The organism is Thiomonas sp. OC7 (assembly GCF_900634595.1).
Classification (GTDB): Bacteria; Pseudomonadota; Gammaproteobacteria; order Burkholderiales; family Burkholderiaceae_C; genus Thiomonas; species Thiomonas arsenitoxydans.
Genome location: NZ_LR131953.1, coordinates 966,613 through 992,963, shown reverse-complemented (window position 1 = coordinate 992,963; position 26,351 = coordinate 966,613). Strand labels below are relative to the sequence as shown.

The window sequence follows — 26,351 nt, the reverse complement described above, 5'->3', positions numbered from 1 at the left end:
TTCAAAGGAGAGACTCCATGCGTATCGGCATTCCGGCGGAAACTTTGGCCGGCGAAGCCCGTGTTGCAGCAACACCGGAAACAGTCAAAAAATTGATTGCCCAGGGGCACACCGTGGTGATGCAAGCCGATGCTGGCCTGCGCGCTGACGCCCCCGACGCAGATTACATCGCCGTGGGCGCCACCATCGGTGATCGCACCGAGGCCTTTGCGGCCGAAATGGTGCTCAAGGTCAGGCCCCCCACAGCCGAGGAACTCGGGCTGATGAAGCCCGGCACTGTGTTGGTCGGCATGCTCGACCCGTTCAACGCTGAAGGCTTGCAGGCCATGACCGACGCGGGCCTGACAGCGTTTGCGCTCGAAGCGGCGCCGCGTACCTCGCGCGCGCAGAGCATGGACGTATTGTCCAGCCAGGCCAATATCGGCGGTTACAAGGCCGTCATATTGGCGGCCAATCTTTACCAGCGTTTCATGCCCATGCTGATGACGGCTGCGGGCACGGTCAAGGCCGCGCGCGTGGTGATTCTGGGCGCCGGGGTGGCGGGTTTGCAGGCCATTGCCACGGCAAAACGTTTGGGCGCGGTGATCGAGGCTTCGGACGTGCGCCCTGCGGTCAAAGAGCAGATCGAGTCGCTGGGCGCGAAGTTCATCGACGTGCCCTTCGAGACCGATGAAGAGCGCGATATTGCCCAAGGCGTCGGCGGTTATGCCCGTCCGATGCCCGCCAGTTGGATGCAGCGGCAATCCGCCCTTGTTGCCGAGCGGGTCAAGCAGGCTAATGTGGTCATTTCCACAGCGCTGATTCCGGGCCGCCGGGCGCCGGTGCTGATTACCGAGGAAATGGTCAAGTCGATGAAACCGGGTTCGGTGATTATCGACATGGCCGCAGCGCAGGGCGGCAACTGCCCTTTGACCGAAGCTGGCAAAACCGTGGTCAAGCATGGCGTGACCCTGGTGGGCGAAACCAATCTCCCCGCTCTCGTGGCCGCCGATGCATCGGCTCTATACGCGCGCAACGTGCTCGATTTTCTGAAACTGGTGTTCGACAAGGAAAAGGGCTTTGTGGTGAATATGGAAGACGACATCGTCGCCGCGTGCCTGATGTGCCGCGATGGACAGTTGCTGCGCAAGACGGCCTGATTTTCCACTCTGTCAATGATTTTCATCCTGAAAAAGGACTGAGCCATGCATGAAATCTCTCCTCTGGTGATCAATTTCACTATTTTTGTTTTGGCAATTTATGTGGGCTACCACGTGGTCTGGAATGTCACCCCGGCTTTGCATACCCCGCTGATGGCGGTGACCAACGCCATATCCGCCATCATCATCGTGGGCGCCATGCTGGCCGCCGCGTTGACCGTGACGCCTCTGGGCAAAATCATGGGAACCCTCGCGGTTGCGCTGGCCGCGGTCAATGTATTCGGCGGCTTTCTCGTGACGCGGCGCATGCTGGCCATGTTCAAAAAGAAAACAGCCGGCAAGAGCTAAATTACACCCCAATAGATACCTGACGTTACCGCTTCGCCAACAGATGTCGCACCGATCTGTTTCGAACCGCGGCCGGTGACGCGCAGCATCAAGGACTCAATTTATGACACTCAGCATGAATCTCGTGACCCTGCTGTATTTGCTCGCAGCGGTCTTTTTCATTCAAGCGCTCAAAGGCTTGTCGCACCCAACGACCAGCCGGCGCGGAAATGTGTTCGGCATGACAGGTATGGTCATCGCCGTCTTCACCACAGTCGCCTTGATTATCAAGGTGGGCGGCGATGCCGGGGCGCTTGGTCTCGGATATGTGCTACTCGGGCTGGTGGTCGGCGGCGGCGTTGGCGCTTTTATGGCCAACCGCGTCGAAATGACCAAAATGCCCGAGCTGGTGGCTTTCATGCACAGCATGATCGGTCTGGCCGCAGTGTGTATCGCCGTGGCCGAAGTCGCCGAGCCTCACGCCTTCGGCATCGTTCAAGCTGCAGGTGACCCGCTGCCTCCGGGGAACCGTATCGAGCTTTTCATCGGCACGGTCGTGGGCGCCATTACCTTCAGCGGTTCGGTCATCGCCTTTGGCAAACTCGCTGGGCGCTACAAATTCCGCCTGTTCCAGGGCGCGCCCGTGCGGTTTGCCGGGCAGCATTGGCTCAACCTGATTATTTTTCTGGCGGCTATCGCTTTTGGTCTTTGGTTCTGGGCTACGGCGGCTTGGACGCCCTTTCTCATCATGATGGCGTTGGCCTTCGTGTTGGGCGTACTGATGATTATTCCCATCGGCGGCGCCGATATGCCCGTGGTCGTGTCGATGCTCAACAGCTATTCCGGTTGGGCTGCGGCTGGCATTGGTTTTTCGCTCGAAAACAATATGCTCATCATCGCCGGTTCATTGGTCGGATCTTCCGGTGCGATTCTGAGCTACATCATGTGCAAGGCGATGAACCGGTCTTTCATCAGCGTGATTCTGGGCGGGTTTGGCGCCGAGTCTTCCACAACCGCCGCAGCGGTGCAGCAACGCCCGGTGAAATCGGGCAGCCCGGATGATGCCGCGTTTCTCTTGTCCAATGCCGAAACAGTCATCATCGTGCCCGGTTACGGTTTGGCCGTGGCCCGAGCGCAGCATGCGGTCAAGGAACTGGCGCAGAAACTCACCGAGCACGGCGTGAATGTGAAATATGCGATTCATCCTGTGGCTGGCCGCATGCCGGGCCATATGAATGTGCTGCTTGCCGAGGCGGAGGTGCCCTACGACCAGGTTTTCGAAATGGACGATATCAACCCAGAGTTCGGGCAAGCTGATGTCGCCGTGATTCTTGGCGCCAATGACGTGGTCAATCCTTCGGCGAAGACCGATCCAAAATCACCGATTGCCGGTATGCCGATTCTTGAGGCTTACAAGGCAAAAACCGTGATCGTGAACAAACGTTCGATGGCTGCAGGGTATGCGGGCCTGGATAACGAACTGTTTTACATGGACAAAACCATGATGGTCTTCGGCGATGCTAAGAAGGTCGTGGAAGATATCACCAAGGCCATCGAATGATGGATTGAAGCATTCCAGTGCATATGAATGAGCCCGCCTTGTGCGGGCTTTTTTATTTTTTGTTTTGTCGTATGATGATTCTGGTTTTAACTTTCAACACAGGAGAAGGTGCTCATGGCAACGTATAAAGAATTGCAGTCACAGATTGAAGCCCTCAAACAGCAGGCTGAAATGCAACGCAAGGCAGAGATTGCTGCCGTGGTGAGCGATATTCGCGCCAAAATGGATGAATACGGTATTACCTTGGCCGATCTCGGTTCGCGTCGTGGCGGGGCGTCTTCCAAGGGATCGACGGTCGCGCCGAAATATCGCAACGCGCAGACGGGCGAAACTTGGACTGGCCGCGGAAAAATGCCGCGCTGGCTTCAAAGCGCGGTGGACGGCGGCAAAAGCAAGGAATCTTTCCTGATCTGAATACAGTACGGCGCTTTGTCTGCATGTTGCGAGTGAGGCTCGTAACATAAAAACCGGGGATGCCCCGGTTTTTTTATGGGGGACGCTCATGAGAAAACGCCGGGCCGCCCCAGTTTTCTCATCCCCCTCGGGGGGCTGACGCGAACGCGGCAGGTCTGGGGGCGCTCTCAACGATGCATTGCGTTAAGTCATGATATTTACACGCAGTCATACGAGTGACGGCAAAAAATCGCGAGCATAGAGCCTGAGCCAGGAAACATGTGCATGAACGACTCTAAAACGCCAATCTGGGCAGCCCGCAGCGGCTGGTGGGAGCGTTTGCAGCCAGTAGAAAAGGCCCGTGTGGCTTCGGAAGTGGGCTACCAGAGCGTGCCAGCAGGGCAGGCGCTGCAGCCTCTGGGCGAAACGGCCCAGCATTGGATCGGCTTGATGTCGGGGCTTGCGAAATTTACCGTGACAACGACCAGCGGCAAACCGTTGGTTTATTCCGGCGTGGGGGCTGGCGGTTGGTTCGGCGAAGGAACGCTGATGCGACTGGGGGTGTGGCGCTATCAGGCCCAAGCCATACGCACTTGCGAATTGGCGCTGGTGCCGCGCGAAACTTTTCTCTGGTTGCTGGAGCGCAATATTGCCTTCAACCATTATTTGCTGCAGCAACTCAACGACCGCCTCGAACTGATGACCTTGCAGGCGCTGGACGATCAGCAAAGCGGTGCTGAATCGATTGTCGCCCGAACCCTGCGGCATTTGTTTCACCCGCTTGCCGGCGCGAATGGCGACGCGCTGAAAGTCACCCAGTCAGAAATCGGCCAGCTTTGTCATTTGTCGCGCCAGCGGGTGAATCAGGCCTTTCAGCGCCTGGAGGCGGACGGTGTGCTGCATCTGCGGTATGGCGGGGTGGAAATTCTCGATGCGGACAAACTGCGGGCTTGGGAGTTTCGTTGTTTGAACGCCAAAACGTCGGAAAAATCGCTGCTCAAGCGGCGACCTGCCGCGCTGCCCAGATCGAACGGCATGGCCGATTATTTCCGCGCGTCTGATACGACTGGGGAGAGCACGAGCGCCAGTTCGGCCGAACCGCCGGGGTGCGGAACGCGCGGGTAGGGCGGCTTGGGCCACTGCCATCGTGTGGAAGGAAATACTGCGCGCATGGCCAGAATGTCGCAGTGATAGGGCGGGCCCTGTATCCACCCTTCCTCTGCGCCGGGTTTTGCGGTCTGCATGAACAGGGCGAAGAGCCGCCCATATGGTGCCAGCCAGTGATGCAGCCGATTGGCGTAAACCATCCAATCGTCCGGGTAAAGCGCGCACAGGCAGGTTTGCTCCCAGATGGCGTCAAACGGTTGTGGGGCGTTCCATTGCCGCACGTCGGCTTGCAAAACGGTCGCGCTCAAACCCTGTTTCTGCAAGCGCTCGGTCACCAGGGCGACGGCCTGCTCCGCGTAGTCCAACGCGGTGACTTCAAACCCTGCGGCCGCCAGATGCAAAACCTCATGCCCCGCGCCACAGCCCGGCACCAGAATGCGACAGGGTTCGAGCGCACCCTCGGCGATCCAGTGCAGAAGTTGTGGATGCACCGCGCCGCGATCCCATCCAGTCGTGTGGGTGCGAAAGCGTTCGTTCCAAAATTCAGCGGTCGGTCCGGGCATGATGGGGTTGTCGCCTCAACCATCGGCCTGAGCTTGGCTTAAAGGTCTGGGGCGAAGGTCTGAAATGGTAGGTGCATTCTGCAGCCAATTTTCGCTGGACTGCCAGGTGACTTCGGCGCGCAGTTTTGTGAGGTCGCGCATCGTTTGTTGCAGGGCTTGGGCCAGGTTGGGCGATGCCACTTCCGAGACGCAGATCAGTTGCATTTGATCTTCTCCGTCGCGCTGCGACACTTCCAGTCGTGCCCAGCGGACTTCTGGATGGCGTTTCAGAACATCCTGAACCTGATGCGGGTGAACGAAAAGGCCTCTTACTTTGGTGGCCTGATCAGCTCGGCCCATCCAGCCTGCGATGCGCAATTGCGTGCGGCCGCAAGATAGCGGAGTGTGACGCGATTCGGGAACGATAGAGGACAGATCACCTGTGCCGAAACGAATCAGCGGGTATGCCGAGTTGAGTACGGTGACAACCACTTCACCGACCTCGCCATCAGGGACGGGACGATTGTTTGGATCCAAAATTTCGATCAGCACGGATTCATCGATAAGCAATCCGTTTCGTTCTCGGGTTTCAAAGGCGATCAGACCCACATCTGCGGAGGCATAGCATTGCAATGCGGTAATGTTTGCGGCATCCAGCCGCTCGCGCAGCGCACTGTTCAATGCTTCTCCAGAGACGAGTGCCTTGGTCAGTCTTGGCAGCGCGATGCCCAACGCTTGGGCGCGATCGACCAGGATGCCGAGAAATGAGGGGGTTCCGCCATAACAATGCGCGCCCAAATCGGCGAGGGCCTGCACTTGCAACTCGGTCTGTCCGATTCCAGCGGGAAAAACCGTACATCCGAGCCGATGCGCGCCTCCTTCGAGCATGGCCCCTGCCGGGGTGAAGTGGTACGAGAAGCTGTTGTGCAGCAATTCCCCAGGGCGCAACCCAGCTGCGTGCAGGGCGCGCGCCATGCGCCAGGGATCGATGCCGCTGCCTTGAGGTTCATAGATGGGGCCAGGGGAGCTGAATACGCGGAGTGCGGTGGCCCGACGTGGCTGCTGCGTGGTCCAACCAACGGTGGCATGGCCAGCAAACACATCGCCACCGCGCTCGCAACTTGCTCTTTGCAATGCCAGCAGCTCGCTCTTTCTCAAGACTGGAATGCGTGCGAGTGCGTCGCGCCCAGTAAGTTCTTCAGGTTCTATCTCGCGCAGCCTATCTGCCCAGGCTGATGCATTGGCTTTGGCATGCGCGGCGGTGAGCTTCAGGGCCTTCCAGAACTCGGCTTCTCGCTGATCTCCGGACCGAGTCTCAAGGGCGTCATAGGGGGTATCGTGGCATTCCATGACTACGGTTACTCCTCGGTATCTGTTGACGGTTTCCGCCGGGTCAACTCAGCCAGCGTTTTCGACGGCGATAGCTTCGCGCCTCCCGGAATGACTTCTGGCCCCGGTCGGCCAGACCGAGATAGAACTCCCGTACGTCATCGTTGGCGGCCAGATCCGCCGCAGCGCCATCGAGGACCACACGGCCGTTCTCCAGGATGTAGCCGTGATCGGCATAGCGCAAGGCCATGGCCGTGTTCTGCTCGGCCAGCAGGAAAGTCGTACCTTCGCGTTGGTTGAGCTCGCGAACGATCGCGAACACTTCGTCGACGACCTGCGGCGCAAGGCCCATCGAAGGTTCGTCGAGGAGGATGAGCTTGGGACTCGCCATGAGCGCACGGCCGATGGCGCACATTTGCTGTTCGCCGCCTGAGGTATAGGCGGCCTGGCTGTGACGACGCTCTTTCAGGCGTGGAAAATAGCTGTAGACCTTATCGAGGGTCGCTTGCACCGCACCCTTGCCATCGCGGCGGCTGTAGGCGCCGGCAAGCAGGTTGTCCTCAATGGTCAGGTGGGCAAAGCAGTGTCGTCCCTCCATGACCTGCACCACACCTTGGCGAACCAAAGCGGGCGCGTCCTCCATGTCGATCCGGTGGCCTTCATAGTGAATGGAACCCTTGGTGACCTCGCCACGCTCGGCACGAAGCAGGCACGACACTGCGCGCAAGGTCGTGGTTTTCCCTGCCCCGTTGCCTCCGAGCAGCGCTGCAATGCGTCCCTTGTCGACGCGAATGGACACCCCCTTGAGGACGAGGATGACATGGTTGTAAATCACCTCAATGCCCTGCACGTCGAGCATGGGTGGGACAGCCTGCGCAGTGGTGTGGGTAGTCATGGGTCGCCTAGAAAATCGGGTGGGCGCCCGACCTGCAGTGAGCTTGGCCGGGCAGGGTGGATCATCAGGAGCCCGAGGTCATTTCCTTTGCGCAGTCGCGCGGCGTAATGTTGTGCTCCTTGGCGTATTTGGCTGCGGCCTCGCGGACCATGGGCTTGATGATCTGCATGTCGGCCTCATACCAGGCGTCGTGCATCACCCACTTTTTCCCGTCCCACGTCTGCATGCGCGCCCAGCTTGATCCCATGTGGTCATCGCAGGTGGTTCGCAGGGGTCGAAGCTGTCCTTCGATGCCCAGTCTTTTCAGCGCAGCGTCATTGAAGTTCAGATTCTCCAGGCCCCAGCGCACCTGCTCCCCAGTCATGGGTTTCTTGCCATATTGTTCTTGGGAGCGGCGCACGCCTTCGACTGCGAGCATGGCGGAATACAGACCGCGGTTGTAGAGCACTTGGCCGACCAGATCCCGTGCGCCAGTGCCGTTGTTCTTGTCATAGACGTATTTCAAGATGTCTTGCTGCACCTTGCCGACTCCAGCGCCGTACTGCATGGCAAGCGCGTTGTAGCCTTTGGCGGATTCGTCAACATCCTTCACATCCGGCTCAGCGCCAGACCACCACACGCCATACATCCGATCCAGTGGATAGGCTGTGGCTACGGCCTCTTTCAGCGCGGTTGCATTCATCACGCCCCATCCCCACAGCAGCACATAATCGGGCCGTTCCCGGCGGACCTGCAGCCAAGTCGCCTTCTGCTCGACGCCAGGGTGGGTGACCGGCAACTTGATGAACTTGAAACCGTGCATCTTGGAGCGGGCCTCAAGCATCGCGATGGGCTCTTTCCCGTAGGGAGAGTCGTGATAGACGAGTGCGATCGTCTTTCCCTTGAGCTTTCCGGCCCCGCCCTCACGCTTGATGAGCGCCTGCACGATGATGTCCGCAGCGGTCCAATAGGTGCCGAGCATCGGGAAGTTCCACTTGAAGACTGCGCCGTCGGCGGATTCAGACCGTCCGTAGCCTGCGGTGATCAGCGGAATCTTGTCCTTTGGGGCTTTTTCCGTGAGAGCAAACGTCACCCCGGTGGATAGTGGTTGCACTACGGTGGCCCCAGTCGGGCCTTTCCCTTTGAGGCGCTCGTAGCATTCAACGCCGCGGTCTGTTGCGTAGGCCGTCTCGCACTCCTCCCAGGTGAGCTTTACGCCATTGACGCCACCATCTCGTGCATTGATCATTTTGAGATAGTCGACGTACCCATTGGCCCACGGTACGCCGTTCGGGCCGTAGGGGCCGGTACGGTAGACAAGCACTGGGAAGAACTGTTCATTTGCCGCAGCCTGCGCCAGCGGGCCAGCGAGCGAGGCTGCCAGCGCGACCATGGCGGTCGCGCCCAATAGGGTTTTTCGCATGTTCATGAGGGTCTCCTTCATCGTTTTGGTGAGGTCAGGCAAGGTGCGGCGATTACGCCGCTTGGAAAACTCAGTGCGGAAAAGGCCATAGCCGCAGTTTGTTCTTGGCCGTGCTCCATAGCTTTGCCATGCCATGCGGCTCAGCGATCAGGAACAGCACGATCAACACCCCAAAGGTCATCAACTCCAGGTGCGAAATAAAACTAGTGGACGCTTGCAGCCCGAGAAAGCTGAGCAGGCGGTTGAGAAAAATGGGAAGCAGCACGATGAAGGCCGCGCCGAACAGACTGCCCATCACCGAGCCTAGGCCGCCGATGATGATCATGAACAGCAGCTTGAGCGAGAGATCAATATTGAACGCGGCAGGCTCCCAGGATCCGAGATGAACGAAGGCCCAGAGTGCGCCCGCGATGCCGACAATGAAGCTGCTCACGGCGAACGCGGACAACTTGGCACGCACCGGAGAAATTCCGATCACGCTGGCCGCCACATCCATGTCGCGCGTGGCCATCCATTCGCGACCCTTACGGCCACGCACCAGGTTTTTGACGAGTAGGGCGAGAACGCTCAGTATGACTAGACAGAACAGATATTTGCGGGTGGGGCTGTCAATCACGAAGCCAAAGACCTGCAACTGAGGGGCAGTAACAGACCCAGACGATGACCCATTGGTCAACCACGGCACATGAGCGAATACCCAGTCGGAAAAGAACTGCGCGGCTAGTGTGGCTACGGCCAGATATAGCCCTCGGATGCGCAAACTCGGTAGACCGAACACCATGCCAGCCAGGGCAGCAATCAGTCCGGCCAGTACCAGCGCGATCAGTAGCGGCATGCCGGGCAGACGCACCATCAAGTTGAAGGCCGCGTAGGCGCCTACTGCCATAAAAGCGCCCGTGGCAAGCGAAATCTGGCCACAGTAGCCGACCAATACATTGAGACCAATAGCGGCCAGCGCCAGTATGAGAAACGGCACCAATAAAGCGCGAAGCAGGTAATCCGAGCCCAGCAAGGGCACGGCGACAAAGGCGATCAACAACACGGCGCCGATGAACAAGCGATCCTGACGGATCGGGAAGATCTGGGCGTCATCGACGTAGCGGGTCTTGAACTGGCCATTTTCACGATAGAGCATCGAGTTGCCTCCTATCAAACGCGGTCGATGATGCGTTCGCCAAAAAGCCCTTGCGGCCGCGCGAGAAGTACCAGTAGGGCAAGCAGGTAGGCAAACCAGCTTTCAATTCCGCCACCGAGCAATGGGCCGAGGTAGACCTCGGCAAGCTTCTCGCCGAGGCCGACGATGAGGCCACCGACGATAGCTCCCGGCACCGAGGTGAGCCCGCCAAGAATGACCACCGGCAGACCCTTGAGGGCAATAAGCGATAGCGAAAATTGCACCCCCAGCTTGGAGCCCCAGATCATTCCGGTCACCAAAGCGACCAAGCCGGCGATGGACCACACAATCACCCACATGCGTGACAGCGGGATGCCGATGGACTGCGCTGCTTGGTGGTCGTCGGCGACGGCACGCAATGCCCGACCAACGCCCGATTTCTGGAAGAATAGGGTGAGCAGAGCAACTAGGGCCGCTGCCGAACCTGCGGCGATGAGGTCTTCGTTGCTCACCAGGATGCCGCCCGGTATCAATGACTCCAACATGATGGTGGGCTGCTTGGGCATGCCGAGATCAATGGGGTAAATGTCGTCACCCCAGACCATTTGTCCCAGCCCTTCGAGGAAGTAAGCCACGCCAAGGGTCGCCATCAACAAGGTGACGCCTTCCTGATTGATCAAATGGCGTAGCACCAGCCTTTCAATCAACCAGGCAAGCACCACCATGATGGCGAAAGCCAGCAGAAAGGCCAGCGGCCAGGGCATGTGTTCCTGGAGTCGCGCCATGGCCAGCGCGGCGAATAGCACCATTGCACCCTGGGCAAAGTTGAACACCCCGGAGGCTTTGTAGATCAACACGAAGCCCAGCGCGATCAGGGCGTAGAGCACGCCGGACATGAGGCCGGCGATGATGGTTTCGATGAAAAATCCCATGGTTTCTCACCCTTCCTGTGTGGCGGATCCGAGGTAGGCGCGGATCACCTCCGGGTTCGCGCGTACCGCATCAGGGGTGTCATCGGCAATCTGGCTGCCATAGTCCAGCACAACGACTCGGTCTGACAGATCCATCACCACCCCCATGTCGTGTTCGATCAATACGATCGTTGTGCCGAACTCCTCGCGCGCTTCGAGGATGAAGCGGCTCATGTCTTCCTTTTCTTCCAGATTCATGCCGGCCATAGGCTCATCGAGCAGTAGTAGCTTGGGCTCCATCGCCAAGGCGCGGCCCAGGTCTACCCGTTTCTGCAGACCGTAAGGCAGACGTCCCACAGGCACTTTGCGCCAAGCCTGGATTTCGAGGAAATCGATGATGCGTTCGACCACCAAGCGGTGCGTGACCTCCTCGCGCACGGCTGGTCTGAGCCGCAAGGCCTGAGAGAGCAGGCCGCAGCGCATGTGCAGATTGCGACCCGCCATGATGTTGTCGAGCACGCTCATGCCCGAGAACAGCGCCAGATTTTGGAAGGTACGTGCAATGCCCAATTTTGCCGCGAGAACGGGGCGCATCAAACCCAGCGTTTGGCCGGCAAAAGTCAAGCGTCCCTGCTGGGGCTGATAGACGCCATTGATCACATTGAGCAGTGAACTCTTTCCGGCGCCGTTGGGTCCGATGATCGCCCGGATTTCGCCTGGCTGAACATCGAAGCCGATACTCTGCAGCGCCTTGATGCCACCGAATTGCAGGTGGATATCTTCCAGCCGCAACACCGGCATTTGGGGTGCGGCGAGCGCTTGCGCCGACGAAGGTTGTGTGAAGGCTGATGCGGTGTCGAACAGGGCGGCCATGGTGGGTCTCACGAGATCAGGCAGCCGAGCGCAGTGCCGGGTAAACCTGGGCATTGCGCAGTCTCAAGTCAGACTGAACGGTGCCCGTGCGGCCATCGTCAAAGCGCACCTGCACGCTCAGATGGTGATGAGTCTGAGCGGGGTCATACAACGCAGCGACAAGACTGCCGTATTTTTCTGCCACGAAACGGCGGCGTACCTTTCGAGTCCGTGTGAGTTCGTCGTCGTCCGGATCGAGCTCCTTGTGGAGTACGGCAAAGCGGTGGATCTGCAAGGCGGCCGTGTGTGGGTCTGCGGCAAGATCGGCGTTGACCTTGGCTACGCACTCAGCCACGAGATCGGCGACTTCTGACTTGCCTGAAAGATCGGCGTAACCGGTGTACGGCAGACCGAACTTTTCGGCCCAACTCCCTACCGCTGGAAAGTCGATATTGATCATTGCGACCACATGGTCGCGTCCTGCCCCAAAGGCCACCGCCTCTTTGATTGCCGGGAAAAACTTCAGCCTGTTTTCAATCAGTTTGGGGGCAAACAACGCTCCGCCCGAGAGTGCCGACACATCCTTGGCGCGATCGATAATGCGCAGCTGACCATCCGGTTCCAGCCAACCGGCGTCTCCGGTGTGGTACCAACCGTCGGCATCAAGCACTTCGGAAGTGGCCTCCGGGTTCTTGTAGTACTCGCGCAGCAGACCAGCGCTGCGAAGCAGAATTTCTCCGTGCTCAGCGACCCGCAGTTCCACGCCCGGCGCTGGAAGACCGACGCTGTCGCTGCGCACGCCGTTATCGGGTTGCATGCAGACGAAGACGGCGGTTTCAGTGGAGCCATAGAGCTGTTTGAGGTTGATGCCAATAGACCGATAGAAACGGAATAGTTCCGGCCCGATTGCCTCTCCCGCGGTATAGGCCACGCGGATTCGGCTCATTCCCAGCACGTTGCGCAGCGGCGCCAGTATCAATAGGTCGGCTATGGGCAACAACAAGAGATCAAGCTTGCGGGGCGGCTTGCCATTGTCTTTCGCCGCGTGCACCCTTTGGGCGATGGCCAGACTGGCGTCGAACAAGCGGCGCTTGGGGGTTGCGGCATCGTCCATGCGCACGCGCACGTCGGTGAGCAGCGCTTCGAATACCCGGGGCGGGGCGAAGTAATAAGTCGGGCCGATTTCGTGCAGGTCGATCGCCACGGTCGAAGGCGATTCCGGGCAGTTCACCGTGTATCCGCAGACCAGATGCTGGGCGTAGGAAAAGATGTTCTGTCCGATCCAAGCCGGTGGCAGGTAGGCGAGTACCTCTTCCTGTGGCCCAAGTCGGTCAAAGGCAGCACCGGCACGAGCGCGGTCGATCAAACTACCGTGCGTGTGCACAACCCCTTTGGGTTTGCCGGTGGTGCCAGAAGTGAAGAAGAGTGCAGCCACGTCGTCTGTCTCGATGGACTGCACGACGGCATCGAAGCCGCCAGAATGGTGGGTCCACCAGTCAGCGCCCTCGGTTTCAATCTGATCAAGACTGAGGAGACAGGCCGCCTCGGCCTTTCTGAGCCCGCGCGGATCGTGATAAAGAATGTGCTGCAGAAATGGAAGCTGATCGCGGATGTCCAGCAGCTTGTCGACCTGCTCCTCGTTCTCCGCCACCGCGAGTTTCACCTCGGCGATTTGCAGTGGGTAGACCAACTCGGCTGCGACGGCGTCTTGGTAAAGCGGTGAGGGGATTGCGCCCAAACATTGAGCGGCCAGCATGGTGGCATAAAGGCGCGGCCGGTTCTCGCCGATGATTGCAATATGGTCGCCTCGGCTGACCCCCAATTTGGCAAGACCACCTGCAAGCTGCTGTACCCAGTCGAGTGCCCGATCCCAGGTGGTTTCCTGCCAGATGCCCAACTCCTTTTCGCGCCACGCGATTCCCTTGGGACGGATTCTGGCCTGCTCGCAAAGAAGCTGGGGGAATGTCCTCCCAGCGGAATGCGCATACTCCATGTCTCCTCCTTTGGCTACCGGGTAGACGGTTACAACCGAATGACAAAAACCCAGGTGAAATTACATTTTGAAACGGAGTGTATGCAGTTGTTTGGTGCATATTTGTCTTCCAGCTGACAATTCATCCAGAAAATGACTAGGGATTACACGGAGAGTGAAGGGTCGTGCGCTTGGATGCATGTCCTGACCGAGCACGAGCGAGAGCGGGTGCGTGGCTCCTTGCATCGGCAAAATGTTGATGCGGGTGCGATGATTTGTCACCGTGGCGATGAGGCGCGGTACTGGGTAGGTGTGCTGGACGGGCTGGTCAAGATTTCCTCGGTCTCGGTCAGCGGAAAATCTCTGACTTACACGGGCGTGGCACCGGGCGGATGGTTCGGTGAGGGCACTCTGCTAAAAAGCGAGCATTGGCGCTATGACGTCATTGCGTTGCGCAATAGCCATATCGGTCTGTTGCCGGCCGAGTGCTTTTTCTGGCTGTTGGACCGTAGTCTCGAGTTCAATCGGGTCATCGTCAACCAACTCAACGAGCGGCTCGGGCAGTTCATAGGCCAACTCCAAATTGACCGACTTTCAGGTGCAGATGAACGGGTTGCCCGTACGGTTGCCGCTATGTTTCATCCCATCCTTTATCCCGGCGTGGATAGGTGGCTGCGCATCTCTCAGGAAGAGCTTGGATATCTCTGCGGTCTATCGCGTCAACGGGTGAACAAGGCGTTGAGTCATCTCTGCAGTCTGGGATTACTGCAGCTACGCTATGGCGGAATTGAAGTGCCCGATCTCAATGCGCTGCGGGCATACGAATCCGACGGGGCCGAGGGCGAAGCATCGGTTCTGCGAGGTCTAGGGTAAGTCCTTAGAATGCGCCAGTTGCCCTGCGGTGCGGGGCATTTTCCGAAGAGAAGACTGAATCGTCTCGTCTGTCTTTCCCGCCCAACATCCCTCCAAACATGCAAGACACTTTTGCTCGGCCCATTGTCCAGATCGACGCGCTCGATTTTGGGTATGGCGAGCGGCCGATTCTGCGTCACATCGACATGACCATTCAGCGGGGTCAGGTGGTCGCGGTGATGGGCGCATCGGGCGGGGGGAAGACCACGCTGCTGCGGCTGATCGGCGGGCAGGTCAGGCCCCAGCGGGGTTCGGTGCGGTTCGAGGGACAAGACCTGGCCGGTGCGTCGCAGGATCAGATTTTCGCCATGCGGCGGCGCATGGGCATGTTGTTTCAGTTCGGCGCCCTGTTTACCGATATGAGCGTGTTCGACAACGTGGCGTTTCCCTTGCGCGAGCACACGGATTTGCCGGATTCGATGATTCGCGATCTGGTGCTGATGAAGCTCAACGCCGTCGGGCTGCGTGGAGCGCGCGATCTTTATCCCGCAGAGCTTTCGGGCGGGATGGCGCGACGGGTGGCGATGGCGCGGGCCATTGCGCTCGATCCGGCGCTGGTGATGTATGACGAGCCGTTTGCCGGGCTCGACCCCATTTCGCTGGGCATCTCGGCGCGGTTGATCCGCAGCCTCAACGACGCGCTGGGCCTGAGCAGCATTGTGGTGTCGCACGATGTCGAGGTGACTTTCGACATCGCCGATTATGTTTATATCCTGGGCAATGGCAGCTTGATCGCCCACGGCACGCCGCAGCAGATGCGCGAGAGCACCGATCCCCTGGTGCATCAGTTCGTGCGCGGCGAGCCCGACGGCCCGGTGCATTTTCATTACCCGGCCGCGGCGATTGGCGATGATTTTTTGCGGCCTGACAGCGTGCGCAAGGAGCGGGCATGACGGTGGCTGACAGACTGGTTTCCATCGGCGTTGGCACGCGGCAACTGCTGTCCAGCCTGGGTTATGCGGCGCGCTTGTTCGTGCGGCTGCTGTGGCTGGTCGGCCGGGTGTTCATGCGTCCCAGCCTGCTGATTCAGCAGATGTATTTTCTCGGCAATCTGTCGCTGGTCATCATTGCGGTGTCAGGCCTGTTCGTCGGCTTCGTGCTCGGGCTGCAGGGCTACTACACCTTGTCGCGCTACGGTTCGTCGAGCGCGCTGGGGGTGCTGGTGGCGCTGTCGCTGGTGCGCGAGCTCGGGCCCGTCGTCACCGCCTTGCTGTTTGCCGGTCGCGCGGGCACCTCGCTGACTGCCGAAATCGGTCTGATGAAGGCCGGCGAGCAGATTGCGGCGATGGAGATGATGGCCGTCGATCCGGTGGTGCGGGTGCTTGCTCCGCGGTTCTGGGCTGGTGTGATTGTCATGCCCCTGCTGGCGGCTGTGTTCAGCGCGGTGGGCATCATGGGCGGCTATGTGGTGGGGGTGGTGATGATCGGCGTCGATGCCGGGCAGTTCTGGTCGCAGATGCAAAGCGGCGTCGATGTGTTCAAGGATGTGGGTAATGGGGTGATCAAAAGCGTGGTGTTCGGCCTGGCCGTCACCTTCGTCGCGCTGTTGCAGGGCTGGCGCAGTCAGCCGACGCCCGAGGGCGTGTCGCGGGCCACCACGCGCACCGTGGTCATTGCTTCGCTGGCGGTACTGGCACTGGACTTTGTGCTGACCGCCATGATGTTCAGCACCTGAGGGCATGAGGCCCTGGAGTTGTCGCAAATGAATCAACGAAAAATCGATCTGTGGGTGGGCATACTCGTTGTGCTGGGAGCTGCCGCCTTGCTGTTTCTGGCGCTCAAGGCGGGCAATCTGCTGCAGATCAACTGGGGGCCAACCTATACGGTGACGGCCCGGTTTGACAATATTGGCGGCCTCAAGGCAGACGCGCCGGTGAAGAGCGCGGGCGTGGTCGTGGGGCGGGTGACGTCCATCACCTTTGACAATCAGACCTTCCAGGCCGATGTGCACATGGCCATCGATCAGCGTTTCAAATTCCCGGTGGATACTTCGGCCAAGATTCTGACGGCCGGTTTGCTGGGCGATCAATACATTGATTTCAGCCCCGGTGGCAGTGAAAAGAATCTGGCCAACGGCTCAGTGATTCGCAATACTCAGTCGGCCGTGGTGCTCGAAAATCTGATCGGTCAATTCCTCTACAACAAAGCCGCTTCGAGCGGGGCGGGAGACGGCAAATGAAACCGATGGCGCGATTCATTCCGTTGTTGGCGCTGGCTGCCCTGGGCGGCTGTGCCACGCACAACCCGCAAGACCCGCTAGAGCCTTACAACCGGGCGATGTTCACCATCAATGACAAGGTCGACAAGGCCGTGCTCAAACCAGTTGCCACCGGCTATAAAGCCGTCACACCCACGCCGATTCGCCACGGTGTGACCAATTTCTTCGGCAATTTTGGCGATGTGTGGTCGATGACCAATGACTTTCTGCAGGGCAATGTGCACGATGGTTTGAGTACCTTTATGCGCGTGGGGGTCAACTCGGTGTTCGGTCTGTTTGGCACCCTCGACATCGCTACCGAGATGGGCATTTACAAACATCCCAACGACTTCGGGCTCACGCTGGCGCGCTGGGGCGTGGGTTCCGGGCCGTATGTGGTGCTGCCGTTCTACGGACCGAGCACGGTGCGCGACGCCGCTGGCACCGGGGTGTTTCTCGCTTATGGCCCAACGGCGCAGATCAGCCCGCCCAGCGCCAGCTATGGCGCACTGGCGCTCAATCTGGTGAATACCCGCGCCAATCTGTTGAGCGCCTCCAATCTGTTCGACCAGATTGCGCTCGATCCCTACGTCTTTACACGCAGCGCCTACGAACAGCGCCGCAAATCCCAGGTTGAAGAGGTGCGCGACCGGCCCATCATCGATCTGGGCGAGCCCAATCCGCTGGCTAAGTACAGCTACGACGACGCGAACGGGGGCCTGATGAGTTTTGCCTCCCCGACGCCAACTGCCGCGGCCAGTGCGGCGAACTCGGCTGCCAAGGCAGACGCCAAGCCAGACGCCCCCTCGCACTGAACCGACTGCCGCTGTCATCCTCAGGGGCGGCCGCGCGTTAATCGACACAACACAAGAACTGGAGAACCTCCCATGCTTCGACGCCACTTCATGGCTTTATCCCTGTCCTCCGCGGTGATGCTGGCCGGGGTTCCGGTGCTCGCTCAGGCCGCAGACACGCTCTCGCCGCCGCAATTGATCGAGACCATGTCGAACGAGATCATTCGCGATGTGCAGCAGGATCCAAAACTACGCTCGGGCAATCCCGAGGTGGTCATGCAGTTCGTGGAGCAGAAAATCCTGCCCAATGTGGACTTCCAGAAAATCACTCAGAGCGCCTTGGGGCGCTACTGGCGCGAAGCCACTCCGGCACAGCGCACCGCGCTGGAGCAGCAGTTCAAACAACTGCTGGTCTATACCTACGCCGGCGCCGTCAAGCAGATCAAGGATCAGAAGGTCAAGATGCTGCCTTACCGTGAACCCGCGAATGCGCAGGATGTGACGGTGCGCACTCGCGTGATCAACAACGGCGAACCGCTGCAACTCGACTACCGCCTGGAGAACACCCCGGTTGGCTGGAAGATCACCGATGTCAACGTCATGGGCATCTGGCTGGTCGACAACTACCGCAGCGTGTTCGCCCAGGAGATCGGGCAAAAAGGCATCGATGGCCTGATCGCCACGCTGAAGGAAAAAAACCAGAACCTCGCCCAGGCCAAGGGCTGATCTGGATTGCACCATGCCGGTTTACGCCCTGCCCGCCGACCTGACCCTCGATACCGCCTCGGCCGTGCGGCGCCAAGCGCTGGCGACTTTAGGTGAGGCTTCGGGTGCGCAGTCAACGCCTTGGGTGGTCGATGCGGGCGCCTTGCACACCTTCGATTCCGCCGCGCTGGCCCTCTTGCTCGAATTGCGCCGTGTCGCCCCTCAGCAAGCCCTAGAGGTAAAGGCCATTCCTGCCCGATTACGTGATCTGGCGAAGGCTTACGGGCTTGAGTTTCTGTTCGGCCCGGCAGCCGAGCATCCCTGATTTTTCTCGCCCGAGCGGAGCGGCGCGTCGCGCCCGGTCTGCGCGGGCGCTGTTCATCGTCCATGTCATCAAATCCTCCTGCTGTTTCCTTTGATCGCGTCGTCAAGCAGTACGGCCAGAACCTGGCCGTCGATGGCGTCGTGCTCGACATTGCCGACGGCGAGTTCTTCGGTCTGCTCGGCCCCAACGGCGCGGGAAAAACCACGCTCATCAGCATGCTGGCCGGCCTCACGCGCCCGACTTCGGGTCATGTGCGAGTGGCCGGCTTTGATGTGCAGCGCGACGCCGCTGCGGCCCGCCGTCTGCTGGGCGTCGTCCCGCAGGAACTGGTGTTCGACCCGTTTTTCACCGTGCGCCAGGTGCTGCGCATTCAATCGGGCTATTTCGGCTTCAGGCAGAACGATCCGTGGATCGACGAATTGCTGCACAACCTCGGGCTAACCGCGCAGGCCGACAAGAACATGAGGGCTTTGTCCGGCGGCATGAAACGCCGGGTGATGGTGGCGCAGGCGCTGGTGCACCGGCCGCAGGTCATCGTGCTCGACGAGCCCACTGCGGGAGTCGATGTCGAACTGAGGCAATCACTGTGGGAGTTCATCGCCCGGCTCAACGCCGAAGGCCATACCGTGCTGCTCACCACGCACTATCTCGAAGAAGCCGAGGCGCTGTGCAAACGCATCGCGGTGATCAAGGGCGGCAAGGTGGTCGCGCTCGATCGCACCGAGGCGCTGCTGCAGCGGTTTGCGTCGTCGGTGCTGTACTTCCGCCTGCTCAAGGGACGCTTGCCCGAAGGGCTGGGCGCCGAGCAGGGCGGGCGCGTCGCGCTGGCGGTGCGGGGCGCGCAGGATGTGGAGGCCAAGCTCGCCGCGCTGCGCCAGGCGGGCTGTGAGATCGATGAACTGGAGCTGCGCCGCGCCGACCTCGAAGACGTGTTTCTCGAATTGATCGGAGCCGCGCGATGACCGGGCTGTACACCCTGCTGCAGAAGGAACTGCAGCGCTTTATCAAAGTGGGCTTCCAGACTGTCGCGGCTCCCGTGGTCACGGCGCTGCTCTATCTGTTGATTTTCTCCCACGCCTTCACGGCGCACCTGCAGGTGTTTGGGCATGTGCCGTACACCGCCTTCCTCATCCCCGGTCTGATGATGATGAGCGTGTTGCAGAACGCGTTCGCCAACACCTCGTCTTCGCTCATCCAGTCCAAGATCACCGGCAATCTGGTGTTCGTGCTGCTGTCGCCGCTCAAACCTTGGGAACTGTTCGTGGCCTACGTGGGCGCTTCGGTGCTGCGGGGGCTGATGGTCGGCGCCGGGGTGCTGCTGGTGACGATGTGGTTCGTGCCGCTGACCTTTGTGTATCCGCTATGGATTCTTATTTTTGCCATTCTGGGGGCGAGCATGCTGGGTGCGCTCGGCCTGATTGCCGGTATCTGGGCGGAGAAGTTCGATCAGATGGCCGCCTTCCAGAACTTCATCATCACCCCCGCGACGTTTCTGTCGGGCGTGTTCTACTCGGTTCACAGCCTGCCGGGTTTCTGGAAACTGGCCTCGCACCTCAACCCGTTTTTCTACCTGATCGACGGCTTCCGCTACGGCTTTTTCGGCTCGGGCGACGTTTCGCCCTGGGTCAGTCTGCTGGCGGCGCTGCTGGGTAACCTGCTTTGCGGCGGCATCGCCCTGGCCATGCTGGTGCGCGGCACCAAACTTCGGAACTGAACCCCATGTCTTTGCCCACCCCCCAAGACCTCCACCGCTACATCGCCGCCGGGCTGGAATGCAGCCATCTGCACGTCGAAGGCGACGGCCAGCATTTTTACGCCACCATCGTCAGCGCGGCTTTCGAGGGGCGCAACCGGGTGCAGCGGCATCAACTGGTCTACGGCGCACTCGGCGAGCGCATGCGCGCGGAAATTCACGCGCTGTCCATGAAAACGCTCACCCCGCAGGAGTTCGCGGCAATGCCTAACGCCTAAAATCCCGTCCTTTTTCGCGCGCGACGACGCGTGCTGCTGGGTAGCGCAAGACTGCCGAGCTGAAGGTCATCATGGACAAACTCAGAATCACCGGGCAGCGCACGCTGCAAGGCGTGGTGCAGGCCAGCGGGGCGAAGAACGCCGCGCTGCCGTTGATCGCCGCCGCGCTGCTCACCGCCGAGACGGTGCAGTTGAGCAACGCGCCGCAGCTCATGGATGTGCGCACCCTGGCCAAACTGCTGCGCAGCCTGGGCGCTCAGGTCGAACAGGACGGCGGGCAGATCCGCCTCAGTGCCGCAGCGGTGAATCACTACGAAGCGTCGTATGAGCTGGTCAAGACCATGCGCGCCTCGGTGCTGGTGCTCGGCCCCTTGCTGGCGCGATTCGGGCAGGCGCGGGTGAGCCTGCCCGGAGGTTGCGCCATCGGCGCACGCCCGGTTGATCAGCACATCAAGGGCTTGCAGGCGCTGGGGGCGGACATCGCGGTGGAACATGGCTATATCGTGGCCCGCGTGGCGACGCCTTCGGGCCGGTTGCGCGGCGCGCGCATCACCACCGACATGGTCACCGTGACGGGCACCGAAAACCTGATGATGGCCGCCACGCTGGCCGAGGGCGAGACCCTGATCGACAACGCGGCGCGCGAGCCCGAGATTGTCGATCTCGCCAATTTGCTTCGTGCCATGGGCGCGCAGATCCGCGGCGACGGCACCTCGCAGATTCGTATTCAGGGCGTGGACGCTTTGCACGGCGCGTCGCACCGCATCATTCCCGACCGCATCGAAGTCGGCACTTTTCTGTGCGCCGCATTGGCCGTGCGCGGCGATGTGACGGTGCAGGCAGCCGAGCCTGCACACCAGGACGCCTTGCTCGACAAGCTTCGCGAAGCCGGAGCCCAGATCGACACCGGCGCCGATTGGATTCGCCTGCGGGCCGATGCGCTGCCCGGCGGTCGTCCGCGCGCCGTCTCTGTGCGCACGACCGAATACCCCGGTTTTGCCACCGATATGCAGGCGCAGTTTATGGCGGTCAACTGCCTGGCAGAAGGCGCCGCGCGCATGACCGAGACCATTTTCGAGAATCGCTTCATGCATGTGCAGGAGCTCATGCGGCTGGGTGCGCAGATCGATATCGACGGTCACACCTGCGTGGTGCATGGCGTGCCGCAGCTCTCTGGCGCCACCGTCATGGCGACCGACCTTCGCGCCTCGGCGGGCCTGGTGGTGGCGGCGCTGGCGGCTGAAGGCGAAACCGTGATCGACCGCATCTATCACCTCGACCGCGGCTATGACGCCATGGAGGTCAAGCTGCGCGGCCTGGGCGCGCAGATCGAACGTATCAGCGACCGCATCAGCGGCAAGTAAGGAAACCGACATGCTGACCCTCGCACTGTCCAAGGGACGAATTTTCGAAGACACCCTGCCCATGCTGGCGCGGGCGGGCATCACGGTGTCGGGCGATCCCGAGTCCACGCGCAAACTCATCCTGCCGACCAATCGGCCCGATGTGCGCGTGGTGCTGGTGCGGGCCAGCGATGTGCCCACCTATGTGCGCTATGGCGGCGCCGACATCGGCGTGGCCGGGCTGGACGTGCTGCGCGAATACTTCGCCGGCAGCGGGGCGGACGGCTTGTATCTGCCGGTCGATCTGGGCATTGCCCGCTGCCGCCTGAGCGTGGCGGTACGGCATGATTTCGACTACGCAGGCCAGGTCAAACAGGGCGCGCGTCTGCGGGTGGCCACCAAATACCTGCACATGGCACGCGAGCACTTCGCCACCAAGGGCGTGCACGTCGATCTGGTCAAGCTCTATGGTTCGATGGAACTGGCGCCGCTCACCGGGCTGGCCGATGCCATCGTCGATCTGGTGTCCACTGGCGGCACGCTCAAGGCCAATGGCCTGGTTGAGGTGGAACACATCATGGACATTTCTGCGCGTCTCATCGTCAACCAGGCCGCGCTCAAAACCCGCACGGCTTTGCTCAAACCTCTGATCGACCAACTGCGCCAAGCCGCGCAAACCACCGAGGAGGCCGCTGCATGAACGCCCCGCTCAATGCTCCGGTCCATGCCCTGCAACTGCGACGGCTGGACGCCACCGGCCCCGATTTCGAGACGCAATACCGCGCCCTGTTCGCCCGCATGGCCGATGAAAACGCCGAGATCGATGCCCGCGCGGCCGACATCCTGCGCGATGTGCAACAGCGCGGTGATGCCGCCGTGCTCGACTACACGCGCCGATTCGACCGCCTGGACGCGCCCGACATGGCCGCGCTCGAAATCAGTCAGGCCGAGCTACAGGCCGCGCTTGCCGCCATCACTGCGGAGCAGCGCAGCGCGCTGGAGGCGGCCGCCATCCGGGTGCGCCGCTACCACGAGCGCCAGTTGCAACAAGTCGGCCAGAGCTGGGAGTACCGCGATGAAGACGGCACTCTGCTCGGCCAGAAGGTCACGCCGCTCGACCGCGTGGGCATTTACGTGCCCGGCGGCAAGGCGGCCTATCCCTCTTCGGTACTGATGAATGCCATTCCGGCGCATGTGGCGGGTGTGCAAGAGATCATCATGGTCGTGCCCACGCCGGGCGGCGAGCGCAATCCGCTGGTGCTGGCCGCTGCGGCCGTGGCCGGCGTGAGCCGCGCCTTCGCCATCGGCGGGGCGCAGGCGGTGGGCGCTCTGGCTTACGGCACGGCCACCGTGCCCGCGGTGGACAAAATCGTCGGCCCTGGCAACGCCTATGTGGCCGCGGCCAAGCGGCGGGTGTTCGGCGTTTGCGGCATCGACATGATCGCCGGGCCGTCCGAGATTCTGGTGCTCGCCGACGGCAGCACGCCGCCCGACTGGGTGGCGATGGATCTGTTCAGCCAGGCCGAGCATGACGAGCTGGCGCAGAGCATCCTGCTCTGTCCCGATTCGGCCTATATCGACGCCGTGGCCGAGGCCATCCACCGGCTGCTGCCCGACATGCCGCGCAGAGACATCATCACCGCCTCGCTGAACGGCCGCGGCGCGCTCACCCGCGTGCGTGACATGGCGCAGGCCTGTGAGCTGGCCAACCGCATCGCGCCAGAGCACCTGGAGATTTCCGCGCAGAACCCGCATCAATATGTGCCCGCGCTCAAGCACGCTGGCGCGCTGTTTCTCGGCGCCTACACCTCCGAGTCGCTCGGCGACTACTGCGCCGGGCCCAACCATGTCTTGCCCACTTCGGGCACGGCCCGGTTCTCCTCGCCGCTGGGGGTGTACGACTTTATCAAGCGCTCCAGCATCATCGAGGTCAGCGCCGAGGGCGCGCAGCAACTCGGCCGTATCGCCAGCGTGCTGGCCCACGGCGAGCGGCTGACCGCGCACGCCCGCGCCGCCGAAATGCGGCTGCGCTGAAACGGAGCTGCCATGAGCCGATTCTGGAGCGAAGTCGTTCACGGTCTGACCCCTTATGTGCCGGGCGAACAGCCGCGCATCGATGGGCTGATCAAGCTCAACACCAACGAATGCCCCTATCCGCCCAGCGACAAGGTGCTGCAGGCTATCGCGGCGCAGACCACGGGCGATTTGCGTCTGTACCCAGATCCGCAGGCCACCGGGCTTAAGGCCGCGATTGCACACCATCACGGACTGAAGGCCGAGCAGGTCTTCGTCGGCAACGGCTCGGACGAAGTGCTGGCCCATGCCTTCATGGCCTTGCTGCGTCATCCGGCGCCGTTGTTGCATCCCGACATTTCCTACAGCTTCTATCCCGTTTACGCCCGCCTGTATGGCATCGAGACTCGCGAGATCGCGCTGCGTGCCGACTTCTCGATTGCCGTCGATGACTATCTGCAGGCCGGGCCGAATGGCGGCATCATCTTTCCCAATCCCAATGCCCCAACCGGCATGGCGCTGCCCCTGGCGGAAGTGGAACGTCTGCTGGCGGGTAATCCCGATTCCGTGGTGGTGGTCGATGAGGCGTATGTCGATTTCGGTGCGCAGACCGCTGCACCCTTGATCGACCGCTATCCGCAATTGCTGGTGATCCGTACCCTGTCCAAGGCCTGGGCGCTGGCCGGCTTGCGCGTGGGCTATGCGCTGGGCCACCCCGATCTGATCGAAGCACTCAGTCGGGTGAAAGACAGCTTCAATTCCTATCCCCTAGACCGTCTCGCGCTCGCTGGTGCCACAGCCGCCCTGTCGGATGCCGCCTGGCTGGCGCAGACCAGCGCACGCATTCAAGCCAGCCGTGAGGCCTTGAGCGAAGGCCTGCGCGCGCGTGGGTTCGAGGTGCTGCCTTCGCAGGCGAATTTCGTGTTCGCGCGCCACCCCGCACACGAGGGCGCAAGCCTGGCGGCGCAGTTGCGCAAGCAGCGCATTCTGGTGCGGCAATTCGCCCGCCCGCAGCGCATTGCCGACTTTCTGCGCATCACCATCGGCACCCCGCAGCAGTGCGAAGCCTTGCTGAACGCTTACGACGCCGTTGCGCAGCAGGCGGCGGCGTCGCGCTGACGTTAGGATTGCGCCTATTTACCGCCGTATTGGCTACCGTATTGACCGCCGTTTTTGACGCCACTTTCCCATGCGCACTGCCCAGGTTTCCCGCAACACCGCCGAGACGCAAATCACCGTGTCCCTCAACCTCGACGGCACCGGCGTCTCCAAACTGTCCACCGGTGTGGGCTTCTTTGATCACATGCTCGACCAGATCGCCCGGCACGGGCTGATCGACCTCGACATCCAGGCCAAGGGCGATTTGCATATCGACGCGCATCACACGGTCGAAGACGTGGGCATCACGCTGGGCCAGGCGCTGGCGCGGGCCATCGGCGACAAGAAGGGCATCCGCCGTTACGGCCATGCCTATGTGCCGCTCGATGAAGCCCTGAGCCGCGTGGTCATCGATTTTTCAGGCCGCCCCGGTCTGGAATGGCATGTGCCGTTCACCCGTGCGATGATTGGCGAATTCGACGTCGATCTGGCCCACGAGTTTTTTCAGGGGCTGGTCAACCACGCCGCCATCACCGTGCATGTCGACAATCTGCGCGGCGACAACGCTCATCACCAGTGCGAAACCGTGTTCAAGGCTTTCGGTCGCGCCCTGCGTGCGGCCGCCGAGCGCGATCCTCGCATGGGCGAGGTGATTCCCTCGACCAAAGGTTCGCTGTAAATTGGCATTACAGGTCCGCTCTTGTCTTTCTGTCTTTCGCGCTGCTTTGCTGAAGTCAAACCGCCTCCTTTCCTGAATCGATGAAACGCGTTGCCGTTGTGGACTATGGCATGGGCAATCTGCGCTCGGTGTCGCAAGCCGTGGCGCATGTCGCCGCAGGCTCCGAGTTCGACGTGGTCGTGACCTCCGACCCCGCCGTGGTGCGCGCAGCCGACCGCGTAGTGCTGCCCGGCCAGGGCGCCATGCCCGACTGCATGCGTGAGCTGCGCGAGTCTGGCCTGCAAGAGGCCGTGCTGCAAGCGGCCGCCAGCAAACCTCTGTTCGGCGTGTGCGTGGGCATGCAGATGCTGCTCGATCACAGCACCGAAGGTCATGTCGATGGTCTCGGCCTGATTCCCGGCCAGGTGCAGCGCTTCGAGCTCGACGGCCAGTTGCAGCCCGATGGCAGCCGCTACAAAGTGCCGCATATGGGTTGGAACGCGGTGTGGCAGGGCCGCGATGCGCGTGGGGCGCTGCATCCGCTATGGGCGCAGGTGCCTGATGGTGCGGCGTTCTACTTCGTGCACAGTTTTTACGCCGCGCCGCAAGACGGCAACCACAGTGCTGGCGAGACCGAGTATGGCGTGCGGTTTGCCAGCGCGGTGGCGCGCGACAATCTTTTCGCCACCCAGTTTCACCCCGAAAAAAGCGCCGACGCGGGGCTGATGCTGTATCGCAATTTTCTGCACTGGTCGCCCTGACGGTGCGGTTTCCTCAACTTTCTTCGAGCC

At 61.1% G+C, this 26,351-nt stretch carries 29 protein-coding genes; 21 read left to right on the top strand and 8 right to left on the bottom strand.

Translation table 11 applies throughout. From position 1 onward, the window contains the following. Positions 1–17: 17 nt before the first annotated feature. From BIO17B3_RS04730 to BIO17B3_RS04710, 5 genes are all read left to right on the top strand, one after another. A complete protein-coding gene (locus BIO17B3_RS04730; RefSeq protein ID WP_156053231.1) occupies positions 18–1,139 on the top strand; it encodes a Re/Si-specific NAD(P)(+) transhydrogenase subunit alpha in 1,122 nt (373 codons plus the stop codon). Positions 1,140–1,184: 45 nt separating this feature from the next. Beyond that, complete coding sequence (locus BIO17B3_RS04725; protein ID WP_013122565.1) at positions 1,185–1,487, top strand: NAD(P) transhydrogenase subunit alpha; 303 nt, start codon at positions 1,185–1,187, stop codon at positions 1,485–1,487. Positions 1,488–1,590: 103 nt separating this feature from the next. Continuing rightward, positions 1,591–3,027, top strand: a complete 1,437-nt coding sequence (locus BIO17B3_RS04720) for an NAD(P)(+) transhydrogenase (Re/Si-specific) subunit beta (protein WP_156053230.1) — start codon at positions 1,591–1,593, stop codon at positions 3,025–3,027. A 114-nt stretch (positions 3,028–3,141) separates the two neighbouring features. Beyond that, entirely contained in the window at positions 3,142–3,441 is a 300-nt protein-coding gene (locus tag BIO17B3_RS04715; RefSeq protein ID WP_156053229.1) for an H-NS family nucleoid-associated regulatory protein, read from the top strand. A gap of 264 nt (positions 3,442–3,705) precedes the next feature. Next, positions 3,706–4,545 carry a Crp/Fnr family transcriptional regulator gene (locus BIO17B3_RS04710; protein ID WP_156053227.1) on the top strand — a complete coding sequence of 280 codons (840 nt, stop codon included), beginning with the start codon at positions 3,706–3,708 and terminating at the stop codon, positions 4,543–4,545. Here BIO17B3_RS04710 and BIO17B3_RS04705 read toward each other — a convergent pair. The 8 genes from BIO17B3_RS04705 to BIO17B3_RS04670 all read right to left on the bottom strand — a co-directional run bounded on the left by BIO17B3_RS04705 (position 4,464) and on the right by BIO17B3_RS04670 (position 13,565). Next, the gene (locus BIO17B3_RS04705) at positions 4,464–5,090 is read right to left on the bottom strand and encodes a cyclopropane-fatty-acyl-phospholipid synthase family protein (RefSeq protein ID WP_156053225.1); all 627 of its coding nucleotides are present in this window, start codon (positions 5,088–5,090) and stop codon (positions 4,464–4,466) included. The genes BIO17B3_RS04710 and BIO17B3_RS04705 overlap by 82 nt on opposite strands. A 15-nt stretch (positions 5,091–5,105) precedes the next feature. Further along, a complete protein-coding gene (locus BIO17B3_RS04700) occupies positions 5,106–6,419 on the bottom strand; it encodes a phenylacetate--CoA ligase family protein (RefSeq protein ID WP_156053223.1) in 1,314 nt (437 codons plus the stop codon). Positions 6,420–6,462: 43 nt separating this feature from the next. Next, on the bottom strand, positions 6,463–7,293 hold the full coding sequence (locus tag BIO17B3_RS04695) for an ABC transporter ATP-binding protein (RefSeq protein WP_156053221.1): 831 nt from the start codon (positions 7,291–7,293) through the stop codon (positions 6,463–6,465). Between the two features lie 64 nt (positions 7,294–7,357). Further along, entirely contained in the window at positions 7,358–8,701 is a 1,344-nt protein-coding gene (locus tag BIO17B3_RS04690) for an ABC transporter substrate-binding protein (RefSeq protein WP_156053220.1), read from the bottom strand. 64 nt (positions 8,702–8,765) lie between these two features. Beyond that, the gene (locus BIO17B3_RS04685; protein ID WP_156053219.1) at positions 8,766–9,830 is read right to left on the bottom strand and encodes a branched-chain amino acid ABC transporter permease; all 1,065 of its coding nucleotides are present in this window, start codon (positions 9,828–9,830) and stop codon (positions 8,766–8,768) included. 14 nt (positions 9,831–9,844) lie between these two features. Next, positions 9,845–10,741, bottom strand: coding sequence for a branched-chain amino acid ABC transporter permease (locus tag BIO17B3_RS04680; protein ID WP_013105139.1), 897 nt, complete (start codon positions 10,739–10,741; stop codon positions 9,845–9,847). Positions 10,742–10,747: 6 nt separating this feature from the next. Continuing rightward, positions 10,748–11,521, bottom strand: coding sequence for an ABC transporter ATP-binding protein (locus BIO17B3_RS04675; protein WP_156055228.1), 774 nt, complete (start codon positions 11,519–11,521; stop codon positions 10,748–10,750). Between the two features lie 88 nt (positions 11,522–11,609). Then, positions 11,610–13,565, bottom strand: a complete 1,956-nt coding sequence (locus BIO17B3_RS04670; protein ID WP_156053217.1) for a long-chain fatty acid--CoA ligase — start codon at positions 13,563–13,565, stop codon at positions 11,610–11,612. A 174-nt stretch (positions 13,566–13,739) separates the two neighbouring features. Here BIO17B3_RS04670 and BIO17B3_RS04665 point away from each other — a divergent pair, with 174 nt between their 5' ends. The 16 genes from BIO17B3_RS04665 (at position 13,740) to hisH (ending at position 26,321) form a co-directional block, all read left to right on the top strand. Continuing rightward, positions 13,740–14,417 (top strand): Crp/Fnr family transcriptional regulator, encoded by a 678-nt coding sequence (locus BIO17B3_RS04665; RefSeq protein WP_232054183.1) that lies wholly within the window; start codon positions 13,740–13,742, stop codon positions 14,415–14,417. Positions 14,418–14,515: 98 nt separating this feature from the next. Next, a complete protein-coding gene (locus BIO17B3_RS04660) occupies positions 14,516–15,349 on the top strand; it encodes an ABC transporter ATP-binding protein (RefSeq protein ID WP_013105143.1) in 834 nt (277 codons plus the stop codon). Further along, the gene (mlaE, locus tag BIO17B3_RS04655; protein ID WP_013122577.1) at positions 15,346–16,131 is read left to right on the top strand and encodes a lipid asymmetry maintenance ABC transporter permease subunit MlaE; all 786 of its coding nucleotides are present in this window, start codon (positions 15,346–15,348) and stop codon (positions 16,129–16,131) included. The genes BIO17B3_RS04660 and mlaE overlap by 4 nt, the downstream gene beginning before the upstream one ends. A gap of 27 nt (positions 16,132–16,158) precedes the next feature. Next, positions 16,159–16,635, top strand: a complete 477-nt coding sequence (mlaD, locus tag BIO17B3_RS04650; protein ID WP_013105145.1) for an outer membrane lipid asymmetry maintenance protein MlaD — start codon at positions 16,159–16,161, stop codon at positions 16,633–16,635. After that, the gene (locus BIO17B3_RS04645; RefSeq protein WP_156053213.1) at positions 16,632–17,468 is read left to right on the top strand and encodes a VacJ family lipoprotein; all 837 of its coding nucleotides are present in this window, start codon (positions 16,632–16,634) and stop codon (positions 17,466–17,468) included. Before mlaD ends, BIO17B3_RS04645 begins: the two co-directional genes overlap by 4 nt. A gap of 72 nt (positions 17,469–17,540) precedes the next feature. Further along, positions 17,541–18,173 carry a phospholipid-binding protein MlaC gene (locus BIO17B3_RS04640; RefSeq protein ID WP_156053211.1) on the top strand — a complete coding sequence of 211 codons (633 nt, stop codon included), beginning with the start codon at positions 17,541–17,543 and terminating at the stop codon, positions 18,171–18,173. A 13-nt stretch (positions 18,174–18,186) separates the two neighbouring features. Further along, positions 18,187–18,477, top strand: a complete 291-nt coding sequence (locus tag BIO17B3_RS04635; protein WP_156053210.1) for an STAS domain-containing protein — start codon at positions 18,187–18,189, stop codon at positions 18,475–18,477. A 62-nt stretch (positions 18,478–18,539) separates the two neighbouring features. Then, a complete protein-coding gene (locus BIO17B3_RS04630) occupies positions 18,540–19,439 on the top strand; it encodes an ABC transporter ATP-binding protein (RefSeq protein WP_156053209.1) in 900 nt (299 codons plus the stop codon). After that, the gene (locus tag BIO17B3_RS04625; RefSeq protein ID WP_156053207.1) at positions 19,436–20,191 is read left to right on the top strand and encodes an ABC transporter permease; all 756 of its coding nucleotides are present in this window, start codon (positions 19,436–19,438) and stop codon (positions 20,189–20,191) included. Before BIO17B3_RS04630 ends, BIO17B3_RS04625 begins: the two co-directional genes overlap by 4 nt. Before the next feature lie 5 nt (positions 20,192–20,196). Then, positions 20,197–20,448: a BolA family protein gene (locus BIO17B3_RS04620; RefSeq protein WP_013105151.1), complete on the top strand. Its 252-nt coding sequence runs from the start codon at positions 20,197–20,199 to the stop codon at positions 20,446–20,448. Positions 20,449–20,519: 71 nt separating this feature from the next. Continuing rightward, positions 20,520–21,812 (top strand): UDP-N-acetylglucosamine 1-carboxyvinyltransferase, encoded by a 1,293-nt coding sequence (murA, locus tag BIO17B3_RS04615; protein WP_156053205.1) that lies wholly within the window; start codon positions 20,520–20,522, stop codon positions 21,810–21,812. A 10-nt stretch (positions 21,813–21,822) separates the two neighbouring features. Then, a complete protein-coding gene (gene hisG / locus BIO17B3_RS04610) occupies positions 21,823–22,491 on the top strand; it encodes an ATP phosphoribosyltransferase (protein WP_156053203.1) in 669 nt (222 codons plus the stop codon). Beyond that, the gene (gene hisD / locus BIO17B3_RS04605) at positions 22,488–23,825 is read left to right on the top strand and encodes a histidinol dehydrogenase (protein WP_156053201.1); all 1,338 of its coding nucleotides are present in this window, start codon (positions 22,488–22,490) and stop codon (positions 23,823–23,825) included. The genes hisG and hisD overlap by 4 nt, the downstream gene beginning before the upstream one ends. 12 nt (positions 23,826–23,837) lie before the next feature. After that, positions 23,838–24,923, top strand: coding sequence for a histidinol-phosphate transaminase (hisC, locus tag BIO17B3_RS04600; protein ID WP_156053200.1), 1,086 nt, complete (start codon positions 23,838–23,840; stop codon positions 24,921–24,923). Between the two features lie 70 nt (positions 24,924–24,993). After that, positions 24,994–25,581, top strand: a complete 588-nt coding sequence (gene hisB, locus BIO17B3_RS04595; protein WP_013105156.1) for an imidazoleglycerol-phosphate dehydratase HisB — start codon at positions 24,994–24,996, stop codon at positions 25,579–25,581. An 80-nt stretch (positions 25,582–25,661) separates the two neighbouring features. Beyond that, positions 25,662–26,321, top strand: a complete 660-nt coding sequence (gene hisH / locus BIO17B3_RS04590; RefSeq protein WP_013122586.1) for an imidazole glycerol phosphate synthase subunit HisH — start codon at positions 25,662–25,664, stop codon at positions 26,319–26,321. Positions 26,322–26,351: the final 30 nt, after the last annotated feature.